The organism is Microvirga zambiensis WSM3693, from assembly GCF_016735695.1.
In the GTDB taxonomy this organism is placed as follows: Bacteria; Pseudomonadota; Alphaproteobacteria; order Rhizobiales; family Beijerinckiaceae; genus Microvirga; species Microvirga zambiensis.
Window position 1 is genome coordinate 1 of record NZ_JAERQD010000070.1, and the last position, 23,371, is coordinate 23,371.

The following is a 23,371-nucleotide window of genomic DNA, read 5'->3' on the forward strand; positions in this document are numbered from 1 at the left end:
CTGCCATTCGCGCCACCCTCGATCCACCCAAAAGGCTCGCAGCTCACGCTGCGGGCCCCACGGTGCTGGCTCTTTGATATTCACATTCATCATCCCCTCCGCCGTCATGGCCGCACTTGGTCCGGCCACCCACGCCTTGAGAACCGCGCCGCTGCAAGACGTGGGTGCCCGGGACAAGCCCGGGCATGACGGCGGAGGAGGGGAATAACGGCACAAGGCCGGGGATGACGATTGGAGCTTGGAAGCATTCACCGAGGCCAGCCCTGTCATCCCGGACGAAGCGCGGCGGAGATCCGGGATCCATAGCCGCGGCCTTGGACCGGTTCGGCGCCGTCGGCGGCTATGGATCCCCGCCTGCGCGGGGATGACAGCGATGCGCCAGCCCAGGAGGGGGCATAGAATGGATCCAAAAGTGGTTTCCACTTTCGGGTCCGATGTTCTAAGACGCCTTGAACCCTGAAGAAGCGCCATGTCCCACAACACCTTCGGTCACCTGTTCCGCGTCACCACCTTCGGCGAGAGCCATGGCCCCGCGCTCGGCTGCGTCGTCGATGGCTGCCCGCCCATGATCCCGCTCGAGGCGGAGGAGATTCAAGGGGAGCTCGACCGGCGCCGGCCGGGCCAGTCGCGCTTCACGACGCAGCGCCAGGAGCCGGATCAGGTGAAGATCCTCTCCGGCGTGTTCACCGACGAGCGTACGGGCAGGCAGGTCACCACCGGCACGCCGATCGCGCTCCTGATCGAGAATGTGGACCAGCGTTCGAAGGATTATTCCGAGATCAAGAACTCCTACCGTCCGGGCCACGCCGATTTCACCTACGACGTGAAGTACGGTATCCGCGATTATCGCGGCGGCGGGCGCTCCTCGGCCCGCGAGACGGCCGCCCGCGTGGCGGCGGGCGCCATCGCCCGAAAAGTTCTGCCCGGTGTCACCATCCGCGGCGCCCTGGTGCAGATGGGACCGCACGCGATCGAGCGCGGCAACTGGGATTGGGACGAGGTTGCCCGCAATCCGTTCTTCTGCCCCGATGCCAAGGCGGCCCAGTTCTACGAGGAATATCTCGACGGCCTGCGCAAGGACGGGTCCTCCATCGGCGCCGTGCTCGAGATCGTGGCCGAGGGCGTGCCGGCGGGACTCGGCGCGCCGATCTACGGCAAGCTCGATGCGGAACTCGCCGCGGCGCTCATGTCGATCAACGCGGTCAAGGGGGTCGAGATCGGCGATGGCTTTGCGGCCGCCACCCTGCGCGGCGAGGAGAACGCGGACGAGATGCGCCCGGGCAACCAGGGCGCGCCGACCTTTCTTTCGAACCATGCCGGCGGCGTGCTGGGCGGCATTTCGACAGGCCAGCCCGTGGTGTGCCGCTTCGCCGTGAAGCCCACCTCTTCGATCCTCACGCCCCGGTCGAGCGTCACCCGGTCGGGCGCCGAGGCCGAGGTCAGGACCAAGGGCCGGCACGACCCCTGCGTCGGCATCCGCGCCGTCCCGGTGGGCGAGGCCATGGTCGCCTGCGTGCTCGCCGACCAGTTCCTGCGCCATCGCGGGCAGGTGGGAGAGAGCGCGCCATGGCCGTTCGGGGGGTGAAACCCTTCCAGGAGCATGAAAGACACCTCGACGTCATGGCCGGGCTCGTCCCGGCCATCCCGATCCTGTAGAGCGTCACGCTTTTCCAATCGGGATCACCGGCACGAGGCCGGTGATGACGTCGGAAAACTCTCACGCCTCTCGTCGACAGAACTATTTTTGCAAACCTTCCCCTGCAAATTTTAGTTTTACTAAAATCGCCCCTTCAGCTAAGCCTCCCGGCATGAAACTGGCTGAATGGCTATCCCGCAATGGCGTGCCGCGCATCGAGTTCGCGCGGCGGATCGGCGTCACCCCCGGCGCCGTGACCCAATTGTGCAATTCCCAGAATGCCTGGCTGTCCCGGGATACGGCGGAATTGATCGCCCGCGAGACCCGCGGAGCCGTCACCCCGAACGATTTTCTGCCCACATCGGCCAAGGAGGCCCTGATGTCCAATTCCGTCACCGAAGCCATCGAGGCTTTCGCTCGCGGTGAAATCGTCATCGTCACCGACGACGACGACCGCGAGAACGAGGGCGACCTCATCGTCGCGGCCTCCCTCTGCACGCCCGAGAAGATGGCCTTCATCATCCGCAACACCTGCGGCATCGTCTGCGCCCCGCTCACCGTCACGGAGGCCCGGCGCCTGCGGCTCGATCCGATGGTCGCCTCGAACGATGCGCCGCTCGGGACCGCCTTCACCGTGACCGTCGATGTCAAGCACGGGCTCACCACCGGCATCTCGGCCGAGCAGCGCTCCAACACCGTGCGGGCGCTCGCCAATCACAACATGGGCGCCACCGATTTCGTCCGCCCCGGCCACGTCTTCCCGCTGATCGCCAAGGATGGCGGCGTGCTCATGCGTTCCGGCCACACCGAGGCCGCCGTCGACCTGTGCAAGCTCGCGAACCTGCCGCCGGTCGGCGTAATCTGCGAACTCGCCAACGACGACGGCACGGTGATGAAGGGCGCTCAGATCGATGCCTTCGCCGAGAAGCACGAACTCAAGCGCATCTCGGTCGCCGACCTGATCGCCTATCGCCAGGCGCGGGAAAAGCTCGTCGAGCGCATCGGCACGTTCCCGGTCGAGACCCAGTGGGGGCCGTTCACGGGCTACGCCTATTCGACGCCCTTCGACAGCGTGCAGCATATCGCGCTGGTCCATGGCCGGATCGGCGACGGGGCGAACATCCCGGTACGCCTGCACCGCGCCAATGCGCTCACCGACGTGTTCGAGGGCGGCAAGACCGTAAACTCGGCCCTGCAGCGTTTCGTCAAGGAGGGCAGGGGCGTCCTCGTCTATCTGCGCGACGGAACGGCGGGCGTGCCGACCACATCGTTCTCCGAGCACGACGAAGCAGGATCGGAAGCCATGCGCTCGAGCCAGTGGCGCGAGATCGGCCTGGGTGCGCAGATCCTGAAGGACCTCGGCGTCGCCTCGATCCGCAACCTTGCGACCTCGAGCCGGTCCTACGTGGGCCTTTCCGGCTTCGGCATCGAGCTGCTCGGGGAAGAGCATATCGAGTGTTGAGGTAGTAACATCTCGCTGTCATTCCGGGGCCGCGCAGCGGAGCCCGGAATCCATAAACACAACGTCTCAAAGAAGGCGAGCAGCGTCGTGCTCCTTTCTGCGTTGTCAGCGGTTATGGATTCCGGGCTCGGCTCTTCGAGCCGCCCCGGAATGACAGTGCGTAGACTTCGTGATTACGCCCCCGTCTCGCGCCCCATGAGCGCATCGAGGTGGAAGGCCGTCGATTTCGCGAGGCCTTCGAGATCGTAGCCGCCTTCGAGAACTGAGACGATGCGCCGGCCGCAATGGCGCTCGGCCAGATCCATCAGCTTCTGCGTCGCCCAGGCGAAATCCGATTCGGTGAGGTTGAGGCCCGCCAGCGGATCGCGCCAATGGGCGTCGAAGCCGGCCGAGATCACGATCAGATCGGGTGCAAAGTCGTGGATGCGCGGCAGGATCACGGTCTCCACCGCTTCGCGGAACGCCTCGCTGCCGTCGCCGGCACTCAAAGGGGCATTGACGATGGTACCGTGCTCGCCCCGTTCCGAGAGCGCGCCGGTGCCGGGATAGAGCGGCGCCTCATGGGTCGAGCAATAGAGCACGCTCGCATCCGACCAGAAGATATCCTGCGTGCCGTTGCCGTGATGCACGTCCCAATCGAAGATCGCGACCCGTTCGGCACCATGTTTTTTCTGGGCATGGCGGGCGGCGATGGCCGCGTTGTTGAAGAAGCAGAACCCCATGGCCCGGACCTGTTCCGCATGGTGTCCAGGAGGCCGCATGGCCACGAAGGCATTGGTCACCCGTCCGGACATGACCTCGTCGACGGCCAGCACGGCGCCGCCGGCGCCGCGCAGGGCCGCCTCGTATGTGCCGGGCGACATCACCGTGTCCTCGTCGATCCTGACCAACCCTTCTCGGGGGCTGATCTCGCGCAGCCGGCGGATGTAGGCTTCGGGATGGGCCAGCGCGAGGCTCTCGATTTCCGCCATGGGCGCCTGCTCGCGGATGAGCGAGGTGAAGCGCTCCTTCTCCAGGGCACGCTCGATGGCGCGGATGCGGTCTGGCCGTTCGGGATGTCCAAGCGGGGTCAGATGATCGAGGCTGGCCGGATGGGCGATGTAGAGCGTGGACATGGGCGTTCTTGCAAGAGGATGCTATGAGTGTCGCAGCGTCACGTGCGGCTGTCCATGTTGTTGCGATGCAACACATTCCGAGGCCGAGCCGTGTCATGGTGTGTTTCGATTCGACTTCACTCCGTCGCGGTCTATAACCCGCCCGGAATGAAATTCCGTCCTGGCCCGAACTGAGCCTGCAGAGCTTTACACGATGCATCCATTCCGTCTGCCCCTCCTTTTGGCAATGATCGCGGCCCTCGCCGGGTGCAACTACAAGGGGATTCCCGATCCTCAAGTTTCCGCCCGCGACGCCGAATGGATCGCGAAGGTTCCGAAGGCGGAGGATGATCCGCGCTTCGGGCGCTATATGATCGACGATCCCACCGGAGAGGCGCCGGGCACCATCGTGGTCGATACCAGGGAGCGCCAGCTCTATCTGGTGCAGGCGAATCGGAAGGCGATTCGCTACGGCGTCGCCGTCGGGGACGAGGCCTATGGCTGGACCGGAACGGCAACCATCGCGCGCAAGGCGGAATGGCCCGACTGGAACCCGCCGGCGGAGATGAAGGCGCGCTGGCCGCATGTGCAATACACCAAGGGCGGTCCGGATAACCCCCTCGGCGCCCGCGCTCTCTATCTCTACGAGGGCAACAAGGACACGCTCTATCGCATCCACGGCACCAACGAGCCTGAGAAGATCGGCCATGCCGTGTCCTCAGGCTGCATCCGGATGCGCAACATCGACGTGATCGACCTCTACAACCGCGTGCCCACGAACGCGAAGGTCGTCGTCCGCTAACGTATTTTCCGGCCGGCCGGGCGGATCCGGTTCGCGGCCACAAATGCGGCAGAGACAGTTTTGAATCAGAGGCCCGAATGTGAAGCGCACATTCGGGCCTCCTTTTTGCGCATTGCGAAGAGCAGGCACGCGGCAATCGCTTTTCGATCGGGTCAGGCTAGATTCGTGATCTTCTCGATCCAGATTTTTGGTGTCGAGTGAAAGGCAATCGTCTGGCGGCCTGACACCTATTCTGATGTTCCACCTGTCATAAGAACCTTGCTCGGAGCGGAAATACTGTGTTTGCGCCGAGGCTATTGCCTGAGCAATGAGGCTTGCTATGTGTCCGGCTTGGCCATGGCGTGCATTCCGGCACGACTGGTCAAATTTCGTTGGATTATCGAATGAAATTCGAAGCAGTTTCTTCTACCGAGGAGGTAATCCGCTTGCCGCTTAAGCTGAGCTATCGCGCGCCAAAGCTGTCTCCGATACTTCTTCTTTCTCGAAACAGCTTCGCTTCGACCGATACCAAGGACGGCCGATCGTCATTATTTCATAGCATATTTTCCAGTAATCATAGAAAATGCTTAAAGTTCTAACCTAAGTTATTTATTAGATTCATTCTACAATATGCGAAACGAATGAAATTTATGTCGTCTGTTAAGTATTTTGGCGATTATTACAGTATTTTCGGCAATTTTTTAACTCATGATCGCCACAAAGCGTCGCCTTACTCCTCCGTCCCGCCGGACCAATTCGGAGGAGACATGTCATGTTGCTCATTCGGTCCGATCTCGACTTCATTCTCGCGCAGATTCTCACGAGCGAAGCGCATACGCCGATCAGCGATCCCTCGCTGCCGTTCGGGATTAGAACGGTCAGCGGCGCAGGCAACAGCGTCGTGTCGGGCCATTACAACTATGGCGCCGCGGATCAAATCTTTCCGCGACTGACCGATGCCGAATTTCGCACCGCCGACAGCGGAACCTCGTACGGACAAGTCAGCGGCGTGGTGATGGATTCGCAGCCGCGAATCATCAGCAACCTGATCGTCGACCAGAATGGAGCGACCAACCCCGCGGCCCTCGCCGCCGATGCGGATGGAGACGGACTGATCGGGAACGTGGCACCCGACGCCAATGCCGCGCCGTACAATCAATGGTTCACCCTGTTCGGCCAGTTCTTCGATCACGGCCTCGATCTCGTCAACAAGGGCAAGAGCGGATCGGTGTTCATCCCGCTGCAGCCGGACGATCCGCTCTATGTGGAAGGCAGCAACGAAAACTTCATGGTGGTGACGCGGGCGACCAATCAGCCTGGGCCCGATGGAATCGTCGGCACGGCGGATGACATCCACGAGCAGACCAATCAGACGACGCCGTTCATCGATCAGAATCAAACCTATACGTCGAACCCCTCGCACCAGGTGTTCCTGCGCGAATATGTGCTCGATGCGGATGGCAAGCCGGTCGCCACCGGCGCCTTGCTCGATCATGCAGGCGGCGGGCTCCCGAACTGGGGCGACGTGAAAGCCCAAGCGAAAGCCATGCTTGGCATAGAACTCAGCGACGAGGATGTGACCAACATCCCGTTGCTCGCAACCGACGAATATGGCCAGTTCATTCGCGGCCCGAACGGCTTCGCGCAGCTCGTCATGCCGGGCGAGGACGGACGTGCGGGCACGGATGATGACGTTCTCGTCGAAGGCAATCCATCAGCTCCGATCGATACGACAGGCGCGGCCCATACGGGGCACGCGTTCCTCGACGATATCGCGCATGATGCGGTTCCGACCGGCAAGGTTGCCGATGGCGATATCGAGGTCAGCCTCGCCAATCTCGACGGCTCGGATACGAGCGGCAATTACGACAACGAGCTTCTCGACGCGCATTTCATCACCGGGGACGGGCGCGGTAACGAGAACATTGGCCTGACGGCGGTGCATCACATCTTCCACGCCGAACACAACCGGCTGCTTGGCGAGATCAAGGACGTGATCCGTGCCGAACTTCCCGCCGATCCTGCCTTCGTCGCGCAATGGCTGCTGCCGGGCGCCGATGTCTCGGATGGCATCCAGGAGAGCGAATGGAACGGCGAGCGCCTGTTCCAGGCTGCGCGCTTCGGAACCGAGATGCAGTATCAGCACCTCGTGTTCGAGAATTTTGCCAGGCGCATCCAGCCCAATATCGACGAGTTCGAGGCGCACGACGTCACCATCGATCCCGCGATCGCGGCTGAGTTCGCGCATACGGTCTATCGCTTTGGGCACTCGCTGCTTCGGGAGACCGTGGATCGCATCGATGCAGACGGCCATGTCGTGGATGCGGATCCCGACACGGCAGGCGATCAGCAATTGAGCCTCGTGAGCGCGTTCCTGAATCCCGTCGCCTATGCGGATCGAGGCGTATCCGGCACCGCGGCGGCGGAGATCGTGCGCGGTGCGACCAACCAGCAAGGCAACGAGGTCGACGAATTCGTGACAGGCGCCCTGCGCAACAGCGTCCTTGGATTGCCGCTCGATCTTGCAGCCATCAACCTCACCCGCGGACGGGATACGGGCATTCCCTCCCTCAATTCGGTGCGAGAGCAGTTCTTCGACGGAACGAACGACGCTGACCTCAAACCCTATGACAATTGGGCGGAGTTCGGCGGCAACATTCGCCATCCCGAGTCGCTGATCAACTTCATCGCCGCCTACGGCATTCATCCTCTTCTCGCCGAGGCGACGACAACGGCGGAGAAACGTGAAGCCGCAACGGAGATCGTCCTCGGTCGCGACGACGATCCTGCAACGCCGGAAAACGAAAGCACCGGCCCGGACATCGACTTCCTGAATGGCACCGGCGCATTCGCCGGACAGGAGACTGGTATCGACGATATCGACCTGTGGATCGGAGGTTTGGCCGAAAAGCCCCTGGCGTCCGGCGGCCTTCTCGGTTCGACGTTCAACTTCGTCTTCGAGACGCAGATGGAGAAGCTGCAGAACGGCGATCGTTTCTACTACCTGTCGCGCCTTGAAGGCACGAACTTCCTGACGCAGCTTGAGGGAACGTCCTTCTCCGAACTGGTGATGCGCAATACCGGCGCGAAGCACCTTCCCTTCGATGTCTTCTCCGTGCCCGATTTCACGATCGAGGCAAATGATCCGTCGACCTATCCGACGGGGGCTGCGGGTGGAGTCGTTCAGCGCGATGGCTGGCTCTACTACAGCGGCGATTCCCATGTGGTCATGGGCGGGACGAATCATACGGATCGGATGCAGTCCGGTGACGGTGACGACACGCTCTGGGGCGACGGCGGCAACGACGTGCTCGTCGCCGGCCTCGGAAACGACGCCCTCATCGGCGGCGATGGCAACGACAAGATGATGGGCCAGGACGGCGACGATTTCTTCAAGGGCGGTGGTGGCGATGACAGCATGGGAGGAGGTCGTGGCGACGACCTGCTCGTTGGCCTGGAGGGTCGCGATCACATCTCGGCCGGTGATGGCGACGACGAGGTCTTCGGCGGTCTCGACAACGACCGTATCGATGGCGGCCGTGGCGACGACGAACTGCTTGGGAATGAAGGCGACGACTGGATCAAGGGCGGCGCCGGCAACGACACTCTGACCGGCGACAACGGCAATCCGTTCGGTGAACCGCTCGCGGATTTCGACACCGCCGTTTTCTCCGGCCGCTTCCACAACTATACCATCCGGCACAATGCGGACGGCTCGTTGACCGTCACGGACAAGACTGGAAAGGACGGCACCGACACTCTCGTCAACATCGAGAGGCTGCAATTTTCGGACCGGTCGGTCCTCGTCGATGACGGGTTCGCCTTCAAAGGAGATGCACATGCGGTGTCCGCCGATCCTGCGATGCAAGCCTCGACGGCGGATCTCGGAAGCGTCGCGTCGGGATCCGATGACGGACAATCGTCATCACGTGCCGTGAGCGAGGAAAGCGTCACTCACGATCTGTCGCATTCCGGCACGAATCCGCAGCCGCTGTCATTCCATCAGGGCGATGCCATTTTGGTCTGAGCGGGCAGGGGGTGCTGCGCAGTCAAGACGATGAAGCCGGTCGCACTGATGCGGACCGGCTTCGCCTTTGCGTTCGATACGGCGAAAGACCGCTCAGCCCAGCACGGCTTCCTTGCGCAGGATCGCGGGAAGCTCGGACGTCTTCGGACGGCTCCGCTGCAGCTTGGCAGCTTGAACCGCTGCGGCGAGGGCGGGGAGGGCGACGGCCTTGAAAGCGGGAATCGCGTTGGCGGTGTTCTGCTGGCTCGCGCGGGTGTCGCGGTCTGAAGCGTTCTTGGTCATGGATCCTCTCTGGAATATGGCGGGCCGTTGCGCCGGCCCGCCGGCATAATCTGCACGGCTGTGACCGCTTTGCGGCCGACCGGTGATCATGTGCTGGCTTGGCTGCAGATGAACTTCCCAAGGTGAATCGAGGCTTAACGGGCAACCCAGCAATGATCATGACGTCGGGTTATAGGGCCAAGCTTCGCTAAAGGCGGTGCATCCCCGCACGCTTGGCAAAAGTCTCGCCGTCCTTGAGCCCCATCTCGTAGGCCTTGCGGATGCCGGCCGGGTTGGTGATGTCGAACTGCCCGATGGGGACCGGTTCGGAGGGCTGGATGTAGGTGCGGCCGCCCACTTTCGGAAAAGCCCGGTAGAGGCGCGAGAGGATGACCAGGGTCTTGCCGCCCTGCTCCTCGACCGGCAGCAGGGGCTCCGTCGGCACGTTGTCGACGAGGCCGCCATCAAGGGCCGCCATGCCGCCGATGCGGCCGATCGGCATGAAGGGCGGCACGCTGGCGCTCGCCATCAGCGCCGCCGAGACTTCGGCCGGGGAGGACAGTTCCTGCACGCTGATGAATTCCGGGCGGAATCCCAGGACCCGCCCGCCACGGGGATGAACGGGCGCATGCCACTTTTTCTCGATCTGATAGGTCGCGATGCCGAGAGGAACCGCAAGCGACAGGGGCAGGCGCCGCGGCTTGCGGGCGAGACCGATCAGCACGCTCGGCCCCTGCTTCAGGCGCTCGAGGGCATTCTCGTCGATGATGGCCTCGATCAGGCTGCGATACATGAGCGAAACCGGCCAAGGCGAGCCCTCGCTGCGCCAGGCCCGCCATTCGAAATTGCGGCGCCCGATGCTGCAGCCTTCCGCCACCATCTCGTTCACCCGACGACCAAGGCCGAGAAGGCTGTAGCAGGCCGACCAAGCGCCGGCGCTGACCCCGACGACCAGGGCGGGCTTCAGGCCGAGGAGGGGTGCCGCCGCCTCCCAAAAGCCTCCCTGCCAGTAGCAGCGGTTGCCGCCGCCTGCGAATGCCACCGCATCGAACATCGCAGCTCCTATCGGGAATTGGCCGCCGAGCGCTCCTCTTCGGCACGCGCCTGATCCCGCCAAGCGAGGACGATGCGTTCGAGGTCGGCGAGGTCTTGAGCAGGAAGCATCCCGAGCGTCCGCATGACATAGGCGCGCTGGGCGGCAATCCCGCGATTGGCGAGATCGCGCCCCTTGGAGGTGAGATAGAGGGCGTTGGAGCGGCGGTCGCCGGGAATCGAGCGGCGCTCGACAAGGCCCGCCTCGACCATGCGGTCGAGCAGCCCCGAGACGTTGCCCTTGGTGACGTAAAGGCGCTCCGCCAGCTCCTGCTGGCTCATGCCTTCGCGCTCAGTGAGGGTCGAGAGCAGGTCGAATTGGGGAATCGACAGGCCGAGAGCCTTCAGCTCCAGGGACACCGCATTGGTCGCCCGCCGGTTCAGGCGGATGAAGCGGAACCAGATCCGCAACGGATCGGCGGTCTCGACCGGGGCAGGGGCGGGTGACGACGGCAAAGGCGTAAGCTCCAACACAAGCTAATAGTTTACATTGAAACCATTCCTTGCGTCACCCTTTTCGGCCGACCGTACGAGCTTTTCCAGGGGGATTGCGGATATCCTCGATGAAGCCGGACGCGGCGGCGACATGACGGGAACGATTTCAAGGTTCCCGCTTTTCTCTCCACCCACCCGGTCACCGACGAGCGGCTGAAAGCTTTGGAAAAACAGGTCCCGTCCCAGCCCGGCGAACTGCTTCTCTCACATGAGCAGTGGCGCGCACTCAAAGAGATTTGTAAGACCACCTGATGCGCCGTCTCATCATTGAAGAACCGGTTTCCCGGCCTGCGAAGTGGTCGCCCAAGCTCGCTTGGTTTGCGCTCGTCGTGACCATTCTGGCCGTCCTGCTCATCCGCTTCGGCCGTATCGATTACCAATCCGGCTTCATCGCGCTTGGCGCGGGTATCGGCTTTGCCCTTCTCGCGGTGTGCCTGTCCTTCATGGGCTTCGTCCGCATCTGGCAGGAGGGGCGGCAGGGCTTAGGCAGCGCCATCAAGGGGCTGCTCATTGCCGCCATCGTCCTGGCCTATCCGGGATACATGGCGCTCAAGGCCGCCATCCTGCCGCCGATCGCCGATGTCACCACCGATACCGACGACCCGCCCACCTTCTCCCGCTCCCGGGCAGCGCTTCAGGCGCGCGACGGGCATATTCCGCCGGAAGCCTCGCCGGGAGCGCGGGAAATGCAGCGGGCCTCCTACGTGCAGATCGCACCGCTCACCCTGGATATCGGGCCCGAGGAGGCCTTCGCCATCGTGCAGAAGGCAGCCCACAATCTCGGATGGCAGGTGATCGAGGCCACGCCGCCGGGCGGACGCGTCGGGCTCGGGCGGCTCGAGGCCGTGGACCGTTCGCTCCTGCTGAAGATGCCGAGTGACATCACCGTCCGGGTCCGTCCGCGCGTCGACGGCGCACGAATCGACATCCGCTCGGCCTCGCGATTCGGCAGCCACGATCTCGGGATCAATGCCAAGTACATCCGCGATTTCCTCGAGGAAGCCTCGAATCTCGCCATCGCCGTGCGCTGATCACCCACTTGTTGCATCGACGCATTTTTGACGACGAACCGGATCCGTTTCGCTAAAAAATGCTCCTGATCAGGCCGGCCGGTATTCGCTGTCCAGGGCGGGTATGCCGTCCACGACGGCCTGCCTCTTCGCGACGAGATCCTCGAGATGGGCGAAAACCGACAGACCCGCCGCGCCGACGAGCGCCGGGTTCAGGCCCTGATAGATGGCACTGACGATCTGCGGGATGGTCCGGTCGCCTTCCCGCAAGCGGTTGAGGATGGAGGCCTCCCGCTGGCGCCGGTGATGGACGAGGGCACGCACGAAGCGCTGGGGCTCCTGCACGGGGCCGCCATGGCCCGGCCAATAGAGCGTCTCCTCGCGCCCCTTCAGCTTGTCGAGGGAGGCCATGAAGGCGCTCATCGAACCGTCGGGCGGCGCGACCACGGTCGTGGACCAGGCCATCACGTGATCGCCCGAGAACAGCGCCTTCTCCTCCGGCAGAACGAAGGCGAGATGGTTGGCCATGTGTCCTGGGGTGGCGAGCGCTTCCAATGTCCAGCCCGGACCCTCCACCGCATCGCCCTCGCGAAGCTCCCGGTCGGGCGCGTAGTCCTTGTCGGAGCTTGCCTCGAGGCGGTTGGTTTCTCCTGAGAAGAGCGGGCGGGCGCTGTGATGCGGCGCGCAGCCGACGATCTCGGCTCCCGTGGCGGCCTTGATCATGCGCGCGGCGGGGGAGTGATCCTTGTGGGTGTGCGTGACCAGGATATGGGTCACGGTCTCGCCGCGAACCGCATCGAGCAGCGCCTCGGCATGGCCCGGGATGTCGGGGCCGGGATCGATGATGGCGACCTTGCCGGCGCCGACGATGTAGCTGCAGGTGCCCGTGAAGGTGATCGGGCCGGGATTGCTGGCGACGATGCGGCGAACGAGAGGGCTCATGCGCACGCATTCCCCCGACTGGGCCGGCGGGCGGATGTCGAAGGTGAGGTCGTCGTCGGCCATGCAAGGATCCTCGAACTGCGAGTGGGCGTATCTGGTGTTCCTAACGCATCGTGCAGGAAAGAGGACCCCGGTTTTCCGCATGGAGGACGCGCTTATCCTTTCGGCGAAGGGTGTCCACAGTTCCCGCAAATGGCTCCGCTCGCGACTTGAGGCGCGCGCGAGAGCCTCCTATAAGGCTTCGTGAACCGCCTTGCGGAAGGCGGAATGATCTGGAGATCCCATTGATGTCGACCGGCGTCTCTTCGTTGCCTACCCCGTCGACCCTCGTCGGCTTCCTCTGGCCGTCCCGGGACGATGCCCGCTTCGCCGCGCTTCGCGCCATCGTGCTGATGGTCGTCGGAACGGCGCTCCTCACGGTGTCCGCCAAGGTTCAGGTGCCGCTGCCCTTCGTTCCCATGACGCTGCAGACCCTGGTCGTCCTGCTCATCGGTGCGTCCTATGGCTGGCGTCTCGGCGGCGCGACCGTCGCCCTCTACCTCGCCGAAGGCGCCATGGGCATCCCGGTCTTCGCAGGCCCGACCGCCGGCATCGGCTATATGATGGGCCCCACGGGCGGCTTCCTCATCGGCTTCTTCGCGGCGGCGGTCGTGATGGGCTTCATGGCGGAGCGCGGCTGGGATCGTTCGCTTCCCCGCGTCATCGTGATGATGGCCATCGGCCACGCGGTGATCTTCGCCTTCGGCCTGGCTCAGCTGTCCCTGGTCATGCCCGTCGCCAAGGCCTGGACTGTCGGCGCGGCTCCCTTCGTTGCCGCCACCCTGGTCAAGACCGCACTGGCCGTCGCGCTGATGCAGGCGGCCTGGTCGGTAACACGCCGCAACAGCGAAGTCTGATAGGCTTTTGCAGCCAAAGCATTTCGAAGCCGCCTCCGGGCGGCTTCTTCATTTGTGGGATGATCGGGAAAGGGCGCTGCCCGGTCTTTCCGCGTCAGCCGGCCGAATGCACCAGGCGCAGCTTGGGCTTCGCCTTGACGGTGCCGTAGACGAAGGTGATCTCCACCCATTCCTCGTCCCCGTCATCCTGCTCGACGCGATATCCCATCTGCTTGGCGATGGCCTGCACCTGGCTGAGATTGGAGCGGGCGATCCAGCGCGAGAATTCCGGCAGGCCCTGGTCCATCAGAACGGCAATCATGCCGATCTCGACTCCCTGGTCGAAATCCTCGCTGCGACCGGGAAAGCGCAGCCTCAAGCCGTCGTCGAGATGGATGTGTCGCATGATGGGAAGCCCCCAAATCACCCTTTTCGGGCACCTTTTCCTGCAAGCTATCAAGAAGTTGGCGCTTCCGGAAGGCGGCATGGACGCGCATCCCTTGCGTCATCCGCTGCAACTGGAACCTGCCGGCAGGTCGCTCATTAGCTCGCAGCAGGTTTGATACGAGGAGCGCCCCATGGCCGAACGCAGGATCACCGCCTTCTTCGACACTTATGACGAAGCCGCGCGGGCGGTGGAGCGGCTGGAGGCGGCCCATATGCCGGACTTCGAGATCAGCCTCATCTCGAACAATTTCAACGACGCCTATACCCGGCATGCGACCCGGTCCTTCGACGAGGACAGCTCGTCCCATGAGTTCGCCGGCGCTACCGCGGCTGCCGGATCGGTCGCCGGTGCCGGAGCGGGTCTTTTGGCTGGTCTCGGCACGGTGGCCGTTCCGGGTTTCGGGCCTATCGTTGCAGCGGGCTGGATCGTTTCGACTCTTGTCGGCGCAGGCGCCGGTGCCGCGGTCGGAGGTTTGGCCGGTGCGCTGGTGGATGCCGGTCTCAGCGACGAGGATGCGCAGAATTACGCCGAAGGCGTGCGCAATGGCGGTGCGCTCGTGACGGTGAAGGTGGACGACGCGCAGGTGGAGAGGGTGGTGAAGATCCTCGACGACGAGGGCGAGATCGAATCAGGCGAGGAGGCGAGGGAGGAGGACGATGCTCCGGCTCCTCCCATCGGTGCCGCGGCCTCGACCACCACTGGCCTGACGACGGACCTCATGCCGATCCCGTTCGACGATGATTCCGACGATCACACGCTTCATGTGGAGCTCGAGGACGAGCGCCTGCGCCGATCGACGGGCACGAAGCGAGAATAGGTGGGGGTAGAGGCGAGAGGTCTTGACCCTCTCGCCTCATTCTTTTTAGCGATCAGGCCGTGCGGCGCTTTGCGCGATCGAGGCTCCACGCGCCGCCGCCCGCTGCCGCGATGAACAGGAACACGAAGCAGTAGAGGATGGCCGCATCGCCACCGTTCAGGACGGGGTAGAAGCTGCGCGGCGCATGGGCGATCCAATAGGCTGCCGCCATGAGGCCGGAGAGAACGAAGGCCACCGGACGCACGAACAGGCCCGGGACGAGAAGCGCTCCGCCCACGAGTTCGAGAACACCCGCGATCCACGGCAGGCTGAACGCGGCCGGTGCCGGACTGGGAGAAATCGGAAAGCCGAGGAGCTTCTGCGTGCCATGCGCCATGAAGATGAGCGCTGCGACGATGCGCAGGATGCTGAGAAGGCGCGGCGCCCAAACGGTCTCGAGCTGAGCTTTGTTCATTCAGAGGTCTCCGGTCTGCGGAATGGATCGGCAACCAGCTTGGCCGGTGCCTTGGTGAGCGGGCCTCGGATACATGGTCGGGCCGGATCTTCCCACCCTTTAAGGCTCTGCACGCGGTAACGAATTGCTTACCACGTTCGCAACACCGTTCGATCTTCAGGCGGCCTCGGACGTTTCTCCTCCGTCAACAGAACAGGAGGCGTTCATGACCATCCTCGATCCCAAGACCGGGCAGCTCGTGACCATCGATCTTCCTTCCAAGCCGCGTCGCAATTGACGGCGTCATCATCCTTTATCTCCCGATTTTTTGATCTGCGCCGCACCTGATCTTCCACACCGGGCGCCTAATTATTTTTCTGCGGTGAGAGGTTTTGTGACCTGACGCACGTCGCGGACGCGATATCCCTCCGCGACGACGTTGAGCCGGAACCGGCCGTCCGCAAAGGCATTGGCTATCAGGAATCGTTTCAGGTGAGCGCCAAAGCCGAGGTTTCGTCAGTTCATGACCACGGGCCTTTGGCGCTCAAGTTTTGGAAGAGATCGATTGGTGAGGAGAGTCGGATGGCTCTGACAGGACGTTTCAATCTTCGCAAAACCTTGACCGGCCGCATTGTTCTGCAGGTCGAGGAGGAGGTGACGGGCTTCTGGAGCCGGATGACGGGCAGGACGAAGCTGTATCGCCGCTGGCGTGACGCGAACGTGCTCGATCTCGCCGCCCCCGAACTGCGAAGCCTCGTCGATCTCCGCTTCCGCCCGCGCTACATGCCGCAGACGACCGAGACGCCGCAGCAGGAATGGCCCAAAGCACCGCGCCAGCTCGAGGCGGTCCCGGCGCAGACGCTGCATTATGAAACCTATCAGCAGGAAGACGGGCGCTTCTCGACGCATTGAAGCATGACCGCCGAAGAGCGGCGTCAGCCCGCTTTTCGGCTCGACGCATTCCGTAGATTTTGGAGAAGAATGGTCGGAGTGGCAGGATTTGAACCTGCGACCCCCACGTCCCGAACGTGGTGCGCTACCAGACTGCGCTACACTCCGACACCGAAAAATTCTCGGGAGGCCGGTCTTATAGCGGCGGGGGGTGAGCACCGCAAGGGGAGATTTCGGCCTTCTTTCCAGTTATTGAACCTCCCTGAAAACGGTGTTGCCAGCCGCATTCACGCCCATTATGTAGGCGCACACGATTGGGGCGTCGCCAAGTGGTAAGGCAGCGGTTTTTGGTACCGCCATTCCCAGGTTCGAATCCTGGCGCCCCAGCCATTCCCGATCCCAGCCATATATGCCAGCGCGCGGTAGAGCCCTCGACAGGGCAGGTTCAAGCTCGCTTGCCACGGCTTTCCGTCGACTGAGCACAACGCCTGGCTTACATCTGGATTTCATTTGTAATATTATCCGGCGATGGGCGCGGATTTTGACCCGGTTTCGACGGTGTACAGGCCGGCGGTGACGAAGCTTCGCTTGCCGTTACGTCCGGCTGCGTTCCCGATCCGGGCCATTCTTCTCCGCGGAAGAGCTGCTGGTCGACTTGGCTCGTTTGGTCCTTTACCTGACCAGGGGAGGCGTGTGTGAGTGATACGCTCTCTCCGGCCGAACGGGAATCGCTCTATGCCGATGTGTTCCGGTTCATTGCCGATGGGCTGTTCATTTTCCAGGTCATGCCGGACGGCGCGGTCACCGTGGAAACTTACAATCCGGTGATCGAACGTCTCATCGGGCAATCTGCTACCGAAGCCTCGGGACGGCGATTGGGGGAACTTCTCCCCGACGACAAATGGGATCCCTTCGAAGAGCGCATTCGCGATTGCATGGCGTCGGGCCGCTCGACGGTCTACGAGCAGCGCCACAGGTTTCCAGGGCGTCAAGGCATCTGGATGGCAACCCTCACCCGCATCGGCGAAGCCGACGGCTCCGCCAAGCGGGTGCTGGGCTCCCTGCGGGACGTCACGCGTGAGCGTGAGGCGGAGGTCGAACTTCGCAAGAGCTGGGACAGGCACAGCACGCTCTTCGAGCATTCTCCCTTCAACCTGGCCGTCATCGGCCTTCTTCCGGATGGCGGCTTCATTTATGAAGATGCGAATACGCGATTGCTGGAGTCGCTCGGCTTCGCCCGCGATGGGTTCGTCAACAGGAGGCCAGAGGAGATCTTCGAGCCTGAGACCGCGGCCTATGTGACGCGGCACTATCGCCAATGCGTGGCAGCAAAGGCGACCGTCGATTTCGAGGTCATCGGTCAAGTGCCGATCGGCCGCGTCATCCGGCGGACGGTTCTCGTCCCGCTGCTCGACGACGATGGCGAGGTCGCAAAGATCTTCGTCTCATCTATCGACCTTTCCAGGCAGCGGCGGATGGAGGAGCAGCTTCATCAGGCGCAGCGCCTCGAAGCGGTCGGGCAATTGACCGGAGGCATCGCGCACGATTTCAACAATCTGCTCACGGTGGTGCTCGGCAACCTCGACATGCTCAGGCGAGCCGAGCCTGAGCGGGCGCCGCGTCTCATCGACAATGCCGTCAACGCGGTCGAGCATGGGCGCAAGCTGACCTCTCAGCTTCTCGCTTTCTCGCGGCGCCAGGCCCTGAAGCCGGAAGTCATCGATCTGCAGTCCCTCATCAGGAGCATGGGAGACATGCTGACCCAGTCCCTTCGCGGCGACATCTCGATTGCCATCGATCTCGCCGACGATCTTTGGCCTGTCGAAGTGGACCCGGCGCAGCTTCAGGCGGTTCTCATCAACCTCGCCGCCAATGCGCGCGATGCGATGCCCAAGGGCGGACGCTTTACGATCTGCGTTCGCAATACGGTGTTTCAGCACGATGGGCCGGTGGAATGCGTTTCCGTGGAGGTGGGCGATACGGGCGTGGGTATTTCGCCGGATGCTCTGCAGAAGGTGTTCGAACCGTTCTACACGACGAAGCCTGTCGGGCAGGGCACCGGTCTCGGCTTGGCGCAAGTCTACGGCTTCGTCCAGCAATCGGGCGGGTGGATCGATATCAAGAGCGAGGTGGGGCAAGGCACGACCGTGTCGCTTCTCCTGAGACGCACGAACAATGCGCAAGCCGAAGTATCTTCGGACAGAGAACTGGAGCCCATCGGCACGCACAGCCCCCTGAGCATCCTGATCGTCGAGGATAACCTACAGGTGGCCGATATCGCTCTCGCGCTGCTACGGGAGCAGGGACATCAGGTGGAGCATTGCTCGTCTGCGCCCGACGCTCTCCGCGCCCTCGACCGGAACTTGAGGTTCGACATCATATTCTCGGATCTCGTCATGCCCGGAGGCATGGATGGGCTGGATTTTGCACGCATCGTGCGGGACCGGTGGCCGTTCATGCCGATCCTGCTGGCAACGGGCTACAGCGAATCCGCGGAACGGGCCACCAAGGAGGGGTTCCTGATCCTTAAGAAGCCCTATCGCCCAAGCGAATTGTACAGAGCTCTTCGCACGGTGATCGCACAGACATCTGACAGATCGAATGTTCTGCCCCTCCGGCCGCGACGGCACTGAGACAACGCTTCGGTGGGACCCGGCCGATCTGACGCCCCGTGCACGCCGCCCGCTGGAGCGCTCGCGGCGCGGGCAACGCCGGAGGTTCGCGAAGGAAAGAGATCTCATGGCAAATTTGCAAGTGAACATTGCGTTTTTTCAGTTTGTTTAATTGTAACTAGATTACATATAAAGATTGACTATCCTTCAGGAATTGCATTCGCGGGTTCCTGATTGGAACTTCCTTTCCGGAAGGGAATTTAAACAAGAAATCATATTGATAAATTAAATAAACTAATAAAATAAATTGCGAATTCCGAGGTTTTTTACTTACTGTATTCGGATTGTAATTGTGGTTTGATATCGTTTGACGAGAGATCCGACGGGCCATCAAGCGAAGCTGCCCGTGTCGGATCGTAAATGGGGGTGTGGGGGTGTCGGCGCGGATTGGCCTTATTGCTGATGATGACGCGTATTTTCGGATGGCGGTCGGGGCTATCTTGACGCGGCAGTTCGGCTTCTCGGAGATTATCGAAGCGGGGTCTCTGGATGAGGCTCTGGACCGGCTGAGCGGGGAAGAAGACGTTTCCGCGGCTTTGTTCGACCTGTCCATGCCCGGATTGGCCACGCCGGCGAACCTCCGGGCGGTCCGGGAATGCTTTCCCCAGACGCGCGTTGCCGTCATTTCCGGGTCGAACTCGCGCCGTGACATGCTGCTGGCCTTTGAAGCGGGGGTACACGGCTACATGCTCAAGAGTCTGGGTATCACCGAACTCACGACGGCTCTCGAGACGATTTTCAACGGCGGGATCTACGCCCCGCCGTCTCTCGCTGACATCTCCTCGACACTGCCAGAACCTCTGAAAGAGGCCAGATCTTCCGATGCGGAAAGCGAAGGGGCGAACCCGCTCACGCCGCGTCAGCAGGACGTTCTCGATCTGCTCGTCAAAGGCAAGACGAACAGGGAGATCGCTCTGGCGCTCGGCCTCGGGGAGGGAACCGTGAAGATCCATATGGCGGCGATCTTCCGCTATTTTGGAGTCAACAACCGGGCCGCCGCGGCTGTTGCGGGCGCACGGCCTTATCCGCGTCGGAAGCAGGTTCCCGTCTCAATTGCCGGATGGGGCGCTCGACCCGAAGTCGCGCGATGAGCTGCGCATATCCGCTCCGGGGGCGAGCATGATCCATCGCGGCGCACGGCTGCGTCGGCTGCATCATAGCAGCCTGTTCTGGCGCTTCATCCTCATCGCCCTCGCGGTTCTCATGCCGTTGATCGGCGCGCTGGTGCAGCTCGCGGGCGAAGAACGCGAGATGGCGATCGAAGCCAATCGAAAGCGCATGGAACTGCTTATCGATTATGCCGTCGACAGCCAGAACCACATTCTCGAAGAGGCCAAGGCAACCTTGCATTTCCTGGCGGATGCGCAGGAGGTTCGATCCGGCGGCCAAGAATGCAGCGCTTTTCTCAAGCGCCACACGGGACTTCATCGCTGGATCGACAGGCTGCGCTTCTCAGATGCAGACGGTACCGAGATCTGCAGCGATCAGCCGAGCAATGCGCCCTCGGATGCCCATGGGAATTCGCTTATCAAGCGTGTTCTTGCGGGAGAGGGCTTCGTTCTTGGCGAATTGGTGCTCGACTCTCAGACCGGCGCTCTGGAGATGATTGCCGCTGTCCCCGTCCGCAAGGAGGGGAAGGTACACGGCATCCTGATGGCGGACATCAGCCCCGGCATGTTCGAGGAACGCTCCCCGCTCCATGTCGACCGTGACCTCGACATCGCCATGTTCGTCCTGGACCGCAATGGGACGATCGTGGCTCATTATCCCCGCCTCGCAGGGCTGACGGGAGCGAACCTGAAGGACGTCCCCGTTGTCCGGACGGCAATGGAGCTTTCCGACGGAGCAACGGAAGCACTCGATCTGATCGGAGTGCCACGTCTCTTCGTGTTTCGGTCGCTGCCCGAGACCAACGCGATTCTGGCGGTCGGAATCCATCGGGATGCAATCTTTGCCGCCATCGACGAGGTGCTTCGCTATCGCCTTCTCCTGATCACACTCATCATCGGCGGTTCGCTGCTGCTGGGAATGCTCGGGGCCGAAAGCTTCATCTTCCAGCCGCTCCGAAATCTGGTTCAAACCGCGGAGGCACTTGAGCACGGCGATCTGAGTTCGCGCGCATCGGGGAAAGGCGCCGGCGAGGTCCTTATCCTGGGGCGTGCGCTCAACAGAATGGCGCAGTCCGTCGAAGATCGCGAGCGCGAGCTTCTGGCAGCCAAGGAAATCGCCGAGCATGCCTTGCAGCAAGCCAATATCGCGAGTCAGGCCAAGACGGATTTTCTGGCTTCCATGAGCCATGAGATCCGCACGCCGTTGAACGGCATTGTCGGCCACAGCGAAAGGCTGCTCGATGAGCGCCTCAGCCCTGGGCAGCGGCGCAGCGCTGAACTGATACAGGTATCGGCCTCCGCGCTTCTGACGGTGGCGAACGACGTCCTCGACATGTCGAGCATCGAGGCCGGGCAAATCAAGCTGAAGAGGGAGCCTTTCTCGCTCGTCGCAGTCGTCGACGATGCGGTATCGATCGTCAGCAGTGGGGCGACAACCGTTCCGATCAAGATCGATCTCACTCCCGATCTGCCGGGCATGCTGCTGGGAGACGAAGCGCGTCTTCGTCAGATTCTGCTGAATCTCCTCAACAACGCCGTCAAGTTCACGCGAGAAGGCCACATCACCGCACGTGTCGCGTACAAGAATAGGTCAGAAGCAGGCGAGGTGGTGCGGATTTCGATCATCGATACCGGAATCGGCATTGCATCGGACCAGCGGGATCGCCTGTTCAAGCGCTTTTCCCAGGTAGATCCCTCGATCAGCCGCGAGTTCGGCGGAACAGGGCTCGGCCTTGCGATTTCAAAACATCTCGTCGAGCTTATGAGTGGAGAGATCGGGGTCGAAAGCGAGAAGGGCAGAGGGTCGACCTTTTGGATCGAGATCGCCTTTCCGAAGGCCGAAGAGTCCTTCGACCCGCAGCTGAGCATGCCCGTGTCATCTGCCATGGTACCATCCAGGATCCTGGTCGCGGAGGATATCGAAATCAATCAGGAGCTCGTTCGCGCTCTCCTCACCGCGGCAGGGCACGAGGTCGACACCGTTTCGAATGGCGCCGAGGCGATCGCGGCAGTCGCGGATCGCGCATATGATCTCATACTGATGGATATCCAGATGCCAGGGGTGGATGGTTTGACGGCCATGCGGAGAATCCGTGCCGCCCAGAATCCATCGAGCCGGATTCGCATCGTCGCCATGACGGCAAACGTCCTGCCTCAGCAAGTAAGGAGTTTCAGAGACGCGGGTTTTGACGATCATCTCGGCAAGCCGATCAGGCGCGTGGATCTTCTGACGAAGTTGTCCCAATGGCTCCCTGCACAAGCCGGTGGCACCGCTAAAGAGGACGCATCTCCACATTCGAAAGCTTTCGACGAAAAGGAACTCGAGCATTTCGCGATCATGGTTGGCGAAGAGCGCGTAGCGGAGTGGCTCGACAGGCTGGAACGGCAGCTAAAGGACGCCTTTGCAGGAAATGGTCCGATCAGGACGGACCGCATGCAGATTGCGAGGGACGCGCATGCGATCGTCTCCCAGGCCGCGCTGCTGGGATTTCCGGGACTGGCCGAACTATGCGCAACCCTCGAACAGGCATGCCTTGCGGGTGGCGAAATCGAATCTCTGATGGAAAAAGTTGGTGGCGCAGCTCGATCAGCTTGCGAGAGGATCGCCGATATTCGAAGGCAGGCCATCCCGATGAACCTTCCTTGAGCATGGCGCAGGGAGGGTTGTCGACAGGTTGGATCGTTATGCGGTGAGCCAAAGACGGGAGAAGGAGCTTCGATATTAACGGCAGCAGCTCCAGGCTTTCCGCGCCGTCCCAATAAAAGACGGCCACTCGGGATCGAACCCAAATGGCCGTATCTTGTCACCGCATTGTCCGGGAGGCGTGTGCCTGAAGTGGATCGCCCTTCGCCGATGCTTGCTGCCTACATCACGACTCTCGATCTTTGAGTCGTCGGTGAGAGCGGGCAGAGGGAGGTATTCGGAGCCGTTAGGGTACTGCTCGAGTCGCTCGTCGCCGTCGTATCGATATTGATCCGGTCGGCCACGATCATCAGGCAATTGGAAGTCGCGCTGACATTGGTGTTGCCACTGATGTTAAGGGTGCCCTTGGGGAAATACAGAGCCCCATCGAGCGTTGCGTTGACACCTGCGGCAAAGTTGTGCTGTCCGCCGAAGTTTCGATCCTGGAAAAACAGGATGCCGGCATGCGAGCCCCAGGTGGGGGCTGTGAGCTCGATATTGGCACCCGCCTTGAAGTCGAGAACCGTGCCGCTACCCGTCAGATAGATGGTCACGCCTTCACCTTAGAGGGTCGAGCCTGCGTCGACGGTGAGCTTGCCGCCGCGCATGGTGTAGACGCCGGGAGGCAGCACGACGGTCGAGT

At 62.3% G+C, this 23,371-nt stretch carries 20 protein-coding genes, 2 tRNA genes and 1 pseudogene; 14 read left to right on the plus strand and 9 right to left on the minus strand.

Going from position 1 to position 23,371, the window contains the following annotated elements; all coding sequences use genetic code 11:
* The first annotated feature begins 469 nt into the window (after window positions 1-469).
* A complete protein-coding gene (gene aroC, locus JKL46_RS29405; RefSeq protein ID WP_201840783.1) occupies window positions 470-1,585 on the plus strand; it encodes a chorismate synthase in 1,116 nt (371 codons plus the stop codon).
* A gap of 223 nt (window positions 1,586-1,808) precedes the next feature.
* A complete protein-coding gene (gene ribB, locus JKL46_RS29410; protein WP_201840786.1) occupies window positions 1,809-3,098 on the plus strand; it encodes a 3,4-dihydroxy-2-butanone-4-phosphate synthase in 1,290 nt (429 codons plus the stop codon).
* Window positions 3,099-3,271: 173 nt separating this feature from the next.
* Here the strand turns inward: ribB and JKL46_RS29415 are convergent, their stop codons facing one another.
* Entirely contained in the window at window positions 3,272-4,213 is a 942-nt protein-coding gene (locus JKL46_RS29415) for a histone deacetylase family protein (RefSeq protein WP_201840789.1), read from the minus strand.
* A gap of 193 nt (window positions 4,214-4,406) precedes the next feature.
* Here JKL46_RS29415 and JKL46_RS29420 point away from each other — a divergent pair, with 193 nt between their 5' ends.
* Window positions 4,407-4,994, plus strand: a complete 588-nt coding sequence (locus tag JKL46_RS29420; RefSeq protein WP_201840791.1) for a L,D-transpeptidase — start codon at window positions 4,407-4,409, stop codon at window positions 4,992-4,994.
* 751 nt (window positions 4,995-5,745) lie between these two features.
* Complete coding sequence (locus JKL46_RS29425) at window positions 5,746-9,000, plus strand: peroxidase family protein (RefSeq protein WP_201840794.1); 3,255 nt, start codon at window positions 5,746-5,748, stop codon at window positions 8,998-9,000.
* A gap of 93 nt (window positions 9,001-9,093) precedes the next feature.
* Here the strand turns inward: JKL46_RS29425 and JKL46_RS29430 are convergent, their stop codons facing one another.
* From JKL46_RS29430 to JKL46_RS29440, 3 genes are all read right to left on the minus strand, one after another.
* A complete protein-coding gene (locus JKL46_RS29430; protein ID WP_201840797.1) occupies window positions 9,094-9,282 on the minus strand; it encodes a hypothetical protein in 189 nt (62 codons plus the stop codon).
* A gap of 187 nt (window positions 9,283-9,469) precedes the next feature.
* Window positions 9,470-10,315: a patatin-like phospholipase family protein gene (locus JKL46_RS29435; protein WP_201840800.1), complete on the minus strand. Its 846-nt coding sequence runs from the start codon at window positions 10,313-10,315 to the stop codon at window positions 9,470-9,472.
* Between the two features lie 8 nt (window positions 10,316-10,323).
* A complete protein-coding gene (locus JKL46_RS29440; protein ID WP_201840803.1) occupies window positions 10,324-10,809 on the minus strand; it encodes a MarR family winged helix-turn-helix transcriptional regulator in 486 nt (161 codons plus the stop codon).
* A 290-nt stretch (window positions 10,810-11,099) separates the two neighbouring features.
* Here JKL46_RS29440 and JKL46_RS29445 point away from each other — a divergent pair, with 290 nt between their 5' ends.
* Window positions 11,100-11,879: a DUF1499 domain-containing protein gene (locus tag JKL46_RS29445; protein WP_201840807.1), complete on the plus strand. Its 780-nt coding sequence runs from the start codon at window positions 11,100-11,102 to the stop codon at window positions 11,877-11,879.
* A gap of 69 nt (window positions 11,880-11,948) precedes the next feature.
* On the opposite strand, the gene JKL46_RS29450 is transcribed toward JKL46_RS29445, so the two are convergent.
* Window positions 11,949-12,863 (minus strand): MBL fold metallo-hydrolase, encoded by a 915-nt coding sequence (locus tag JKL46_RS29450; protein WP_201840810.1) that lies wholly within the window; start codon window positions 12,861-12,863, stop codon window positions 11,949-11,951.
* A gap of 224 nt (window positions 12,864-13,087) precedes the next feature.
* Here JKL46_RS29450 and JKL46_RS29455 point away from each other — a divergent pair, with 224 nt between their 5' ends.
* A complete protein-coding gene (locus JKL46_RS29455) occupies window positions 13,088-13,696 on the plus strand; it encodes a biotin transporter BioY (protein ID WP_201840814.1) in 609 nt (202 codons plus the stop codon).
* A gap of 94 nt (window positions 13,697-13,790) precedes the next feature.
* On the opposite strand, the gene JKL46_RS29460 is transcribed toward JKL46_RS29455, so the two are convergent.
* The gene (locus tag JKL46_RS29460) at window positions 13,791-14,081 is read right to left on the minus strand and encodes a hypothetical protein (RefSeq protein ID WP_201840817.1); all 291 of its coding nucleotides are present in this window, start codon (window positions 14,079-14,081) and stop codon (window positions 13,791-13,793) included.
* Here JKL46_RS29460 and JKL46_RS29465 point away from each other — a divergent pair.
* On the plus strand, window positions 14,080-14,238 hold the full coding sequence (locus tag JKL46_RS29465) for a hypothetical protein (RefSeq protein ID WP_201840819.1): 159 nt from the start codon (window positions 14,080-14,082) through the stop codon (window positions 14,236-14,238). The genes JKL46_RS29460 and JKL46_RS29465 overlap by 2 nt on opposite strands.
* 15 nt (window positions 14,239-14,253) lie before the next feature.
* The gene (locus JKL46_RS29470; RefSeq protein ID WP_201840822.1) at window positions 14,254-14,940 is read left to right on the plus strand and encodes a hypothetical protein; all 687 of its coding nucleotides are present in this window, start codon (window positions 14,254-14,256) and stop codon (window positions 14,938-14,940) included.
* A gap of 52 nt (window positions 14,941-14,992) precedes the next feature.
* Here the strand turns inward: JKL46_RS29470 and JKL46_RS29475 are convergent, their stop codons facing one another.
* A complete protein-coding gene (locus JKL46_RS29475; protein ID WP_201840825.1) occupies window positions 14,993-15,394 on the minus strand; it encodes a DoxX family protein in 402 nt (133 codons plus the stop codon).
* Window positions 15,395-15,955: 561 nt separating this feature from the next.
* Here JKL46_RS29475 and JKL46_RS29480 point away from each other — a divergent pair.
* A complete protein-coding gene (locus JKL46_RS29480; RefSeq protein ID WP_201840828.1) occupies window positions 15,956-16,285 on the plus strand; it encodes a hypothetical protein in 330 nt (109 codons plus the stop codon).
* 70 nt (window positions 16,286-16,355) lie between these two features.
* On the opposite strand, the gene JKL46_RS29485 is transcribed toward JKL46_RS29480, so the two are convergent.
* Window positions 16,356-16,432: transfer RNA gene (locus JKL46_RS29485), tRNA-Pro, on the minus strand.
* Window positions 16,433-16,579: 147 nt separating this feature from the next.
* On the opposite strand from JKL46_RS29485, the gene JKL46_RS29490 reads away from it, so the two are divergent.
* The 5 genes and pseudogenes from JKL46_RS29490 to JKL46_RS29505 all read left to right on the plus strand — a co-directional run bounded on the left by JKL46_RS29490 (window position 16,580) and on the right by JKL46_RS29505 (window position 22,692).
* Window positions 16,580-16,654: transfer RNA gene (locus tag JKL46_RS29490), tRNA-Gln, on the plus strand.
* 305 nt (window positions 16,655-16,959) lie between these two features.
* Window positions 16,960-18,897, plus strand: coding sequence for a PAS domain-containing protein (locus JKL46_RS36710; RefSeq protein WP_201840837.1), 1,938 nt, complete (start codon window positions 16,960-16,962; stop codon window positions 18,895-18,897).
* A gap of 407 nt (window positions 18,898-19,304) precedes the next feature.
* Entirely contained in the window at window positions 19,305-20,027 is a 723-nt protein-coding gene (locus JKL46_RS29500; RefSeq protein ID WP_425493328.1) for a LuxR C-terminal-related transcriptional regulator, read from the plus strand.
* 187 nt (window positions 20,028-20,214) lie between these two features.
* Window positions 20,215-20,805 (plus strand): annotated as a pseudogene (locus tag JKL46_RS37035) (PDC sensor domain-containing protein); the annotation flags it as partial.
* Between the two features lie 159 nt (window positions 20,806-20,964).
* Window positions 20,965-22,692: an ATP-binding protein gene (locus tag JKL46_RS29505; RefSeq protein ID WP_246529615.1), complete on the plus strand. Its 1,728-nt coding sequence runs from the start codon at window positions 20,965-20,967 to the stop codon at window positions 22,690-22,692.
* A gap of 218 nt (window positions 22,693-22,910) precedes the next feature.
* Here JKL46_RS29505 and JKL46_RS29510 read toward each other — a convergent pair whose 3' ends face one another.
* On the minus strand, window positions 22,911-23,282 hold the full coding sequence (locus tag JKL46_RS29510) for a hypothetical protein (protein ID WP_201840842.1): 372 nt from the start codon (window positions 23,280-23,282) through the stop codon (window positions 22,911-22,913).
* Window positions 23,283-23,371: the final 89 nt, after the last annotated feature.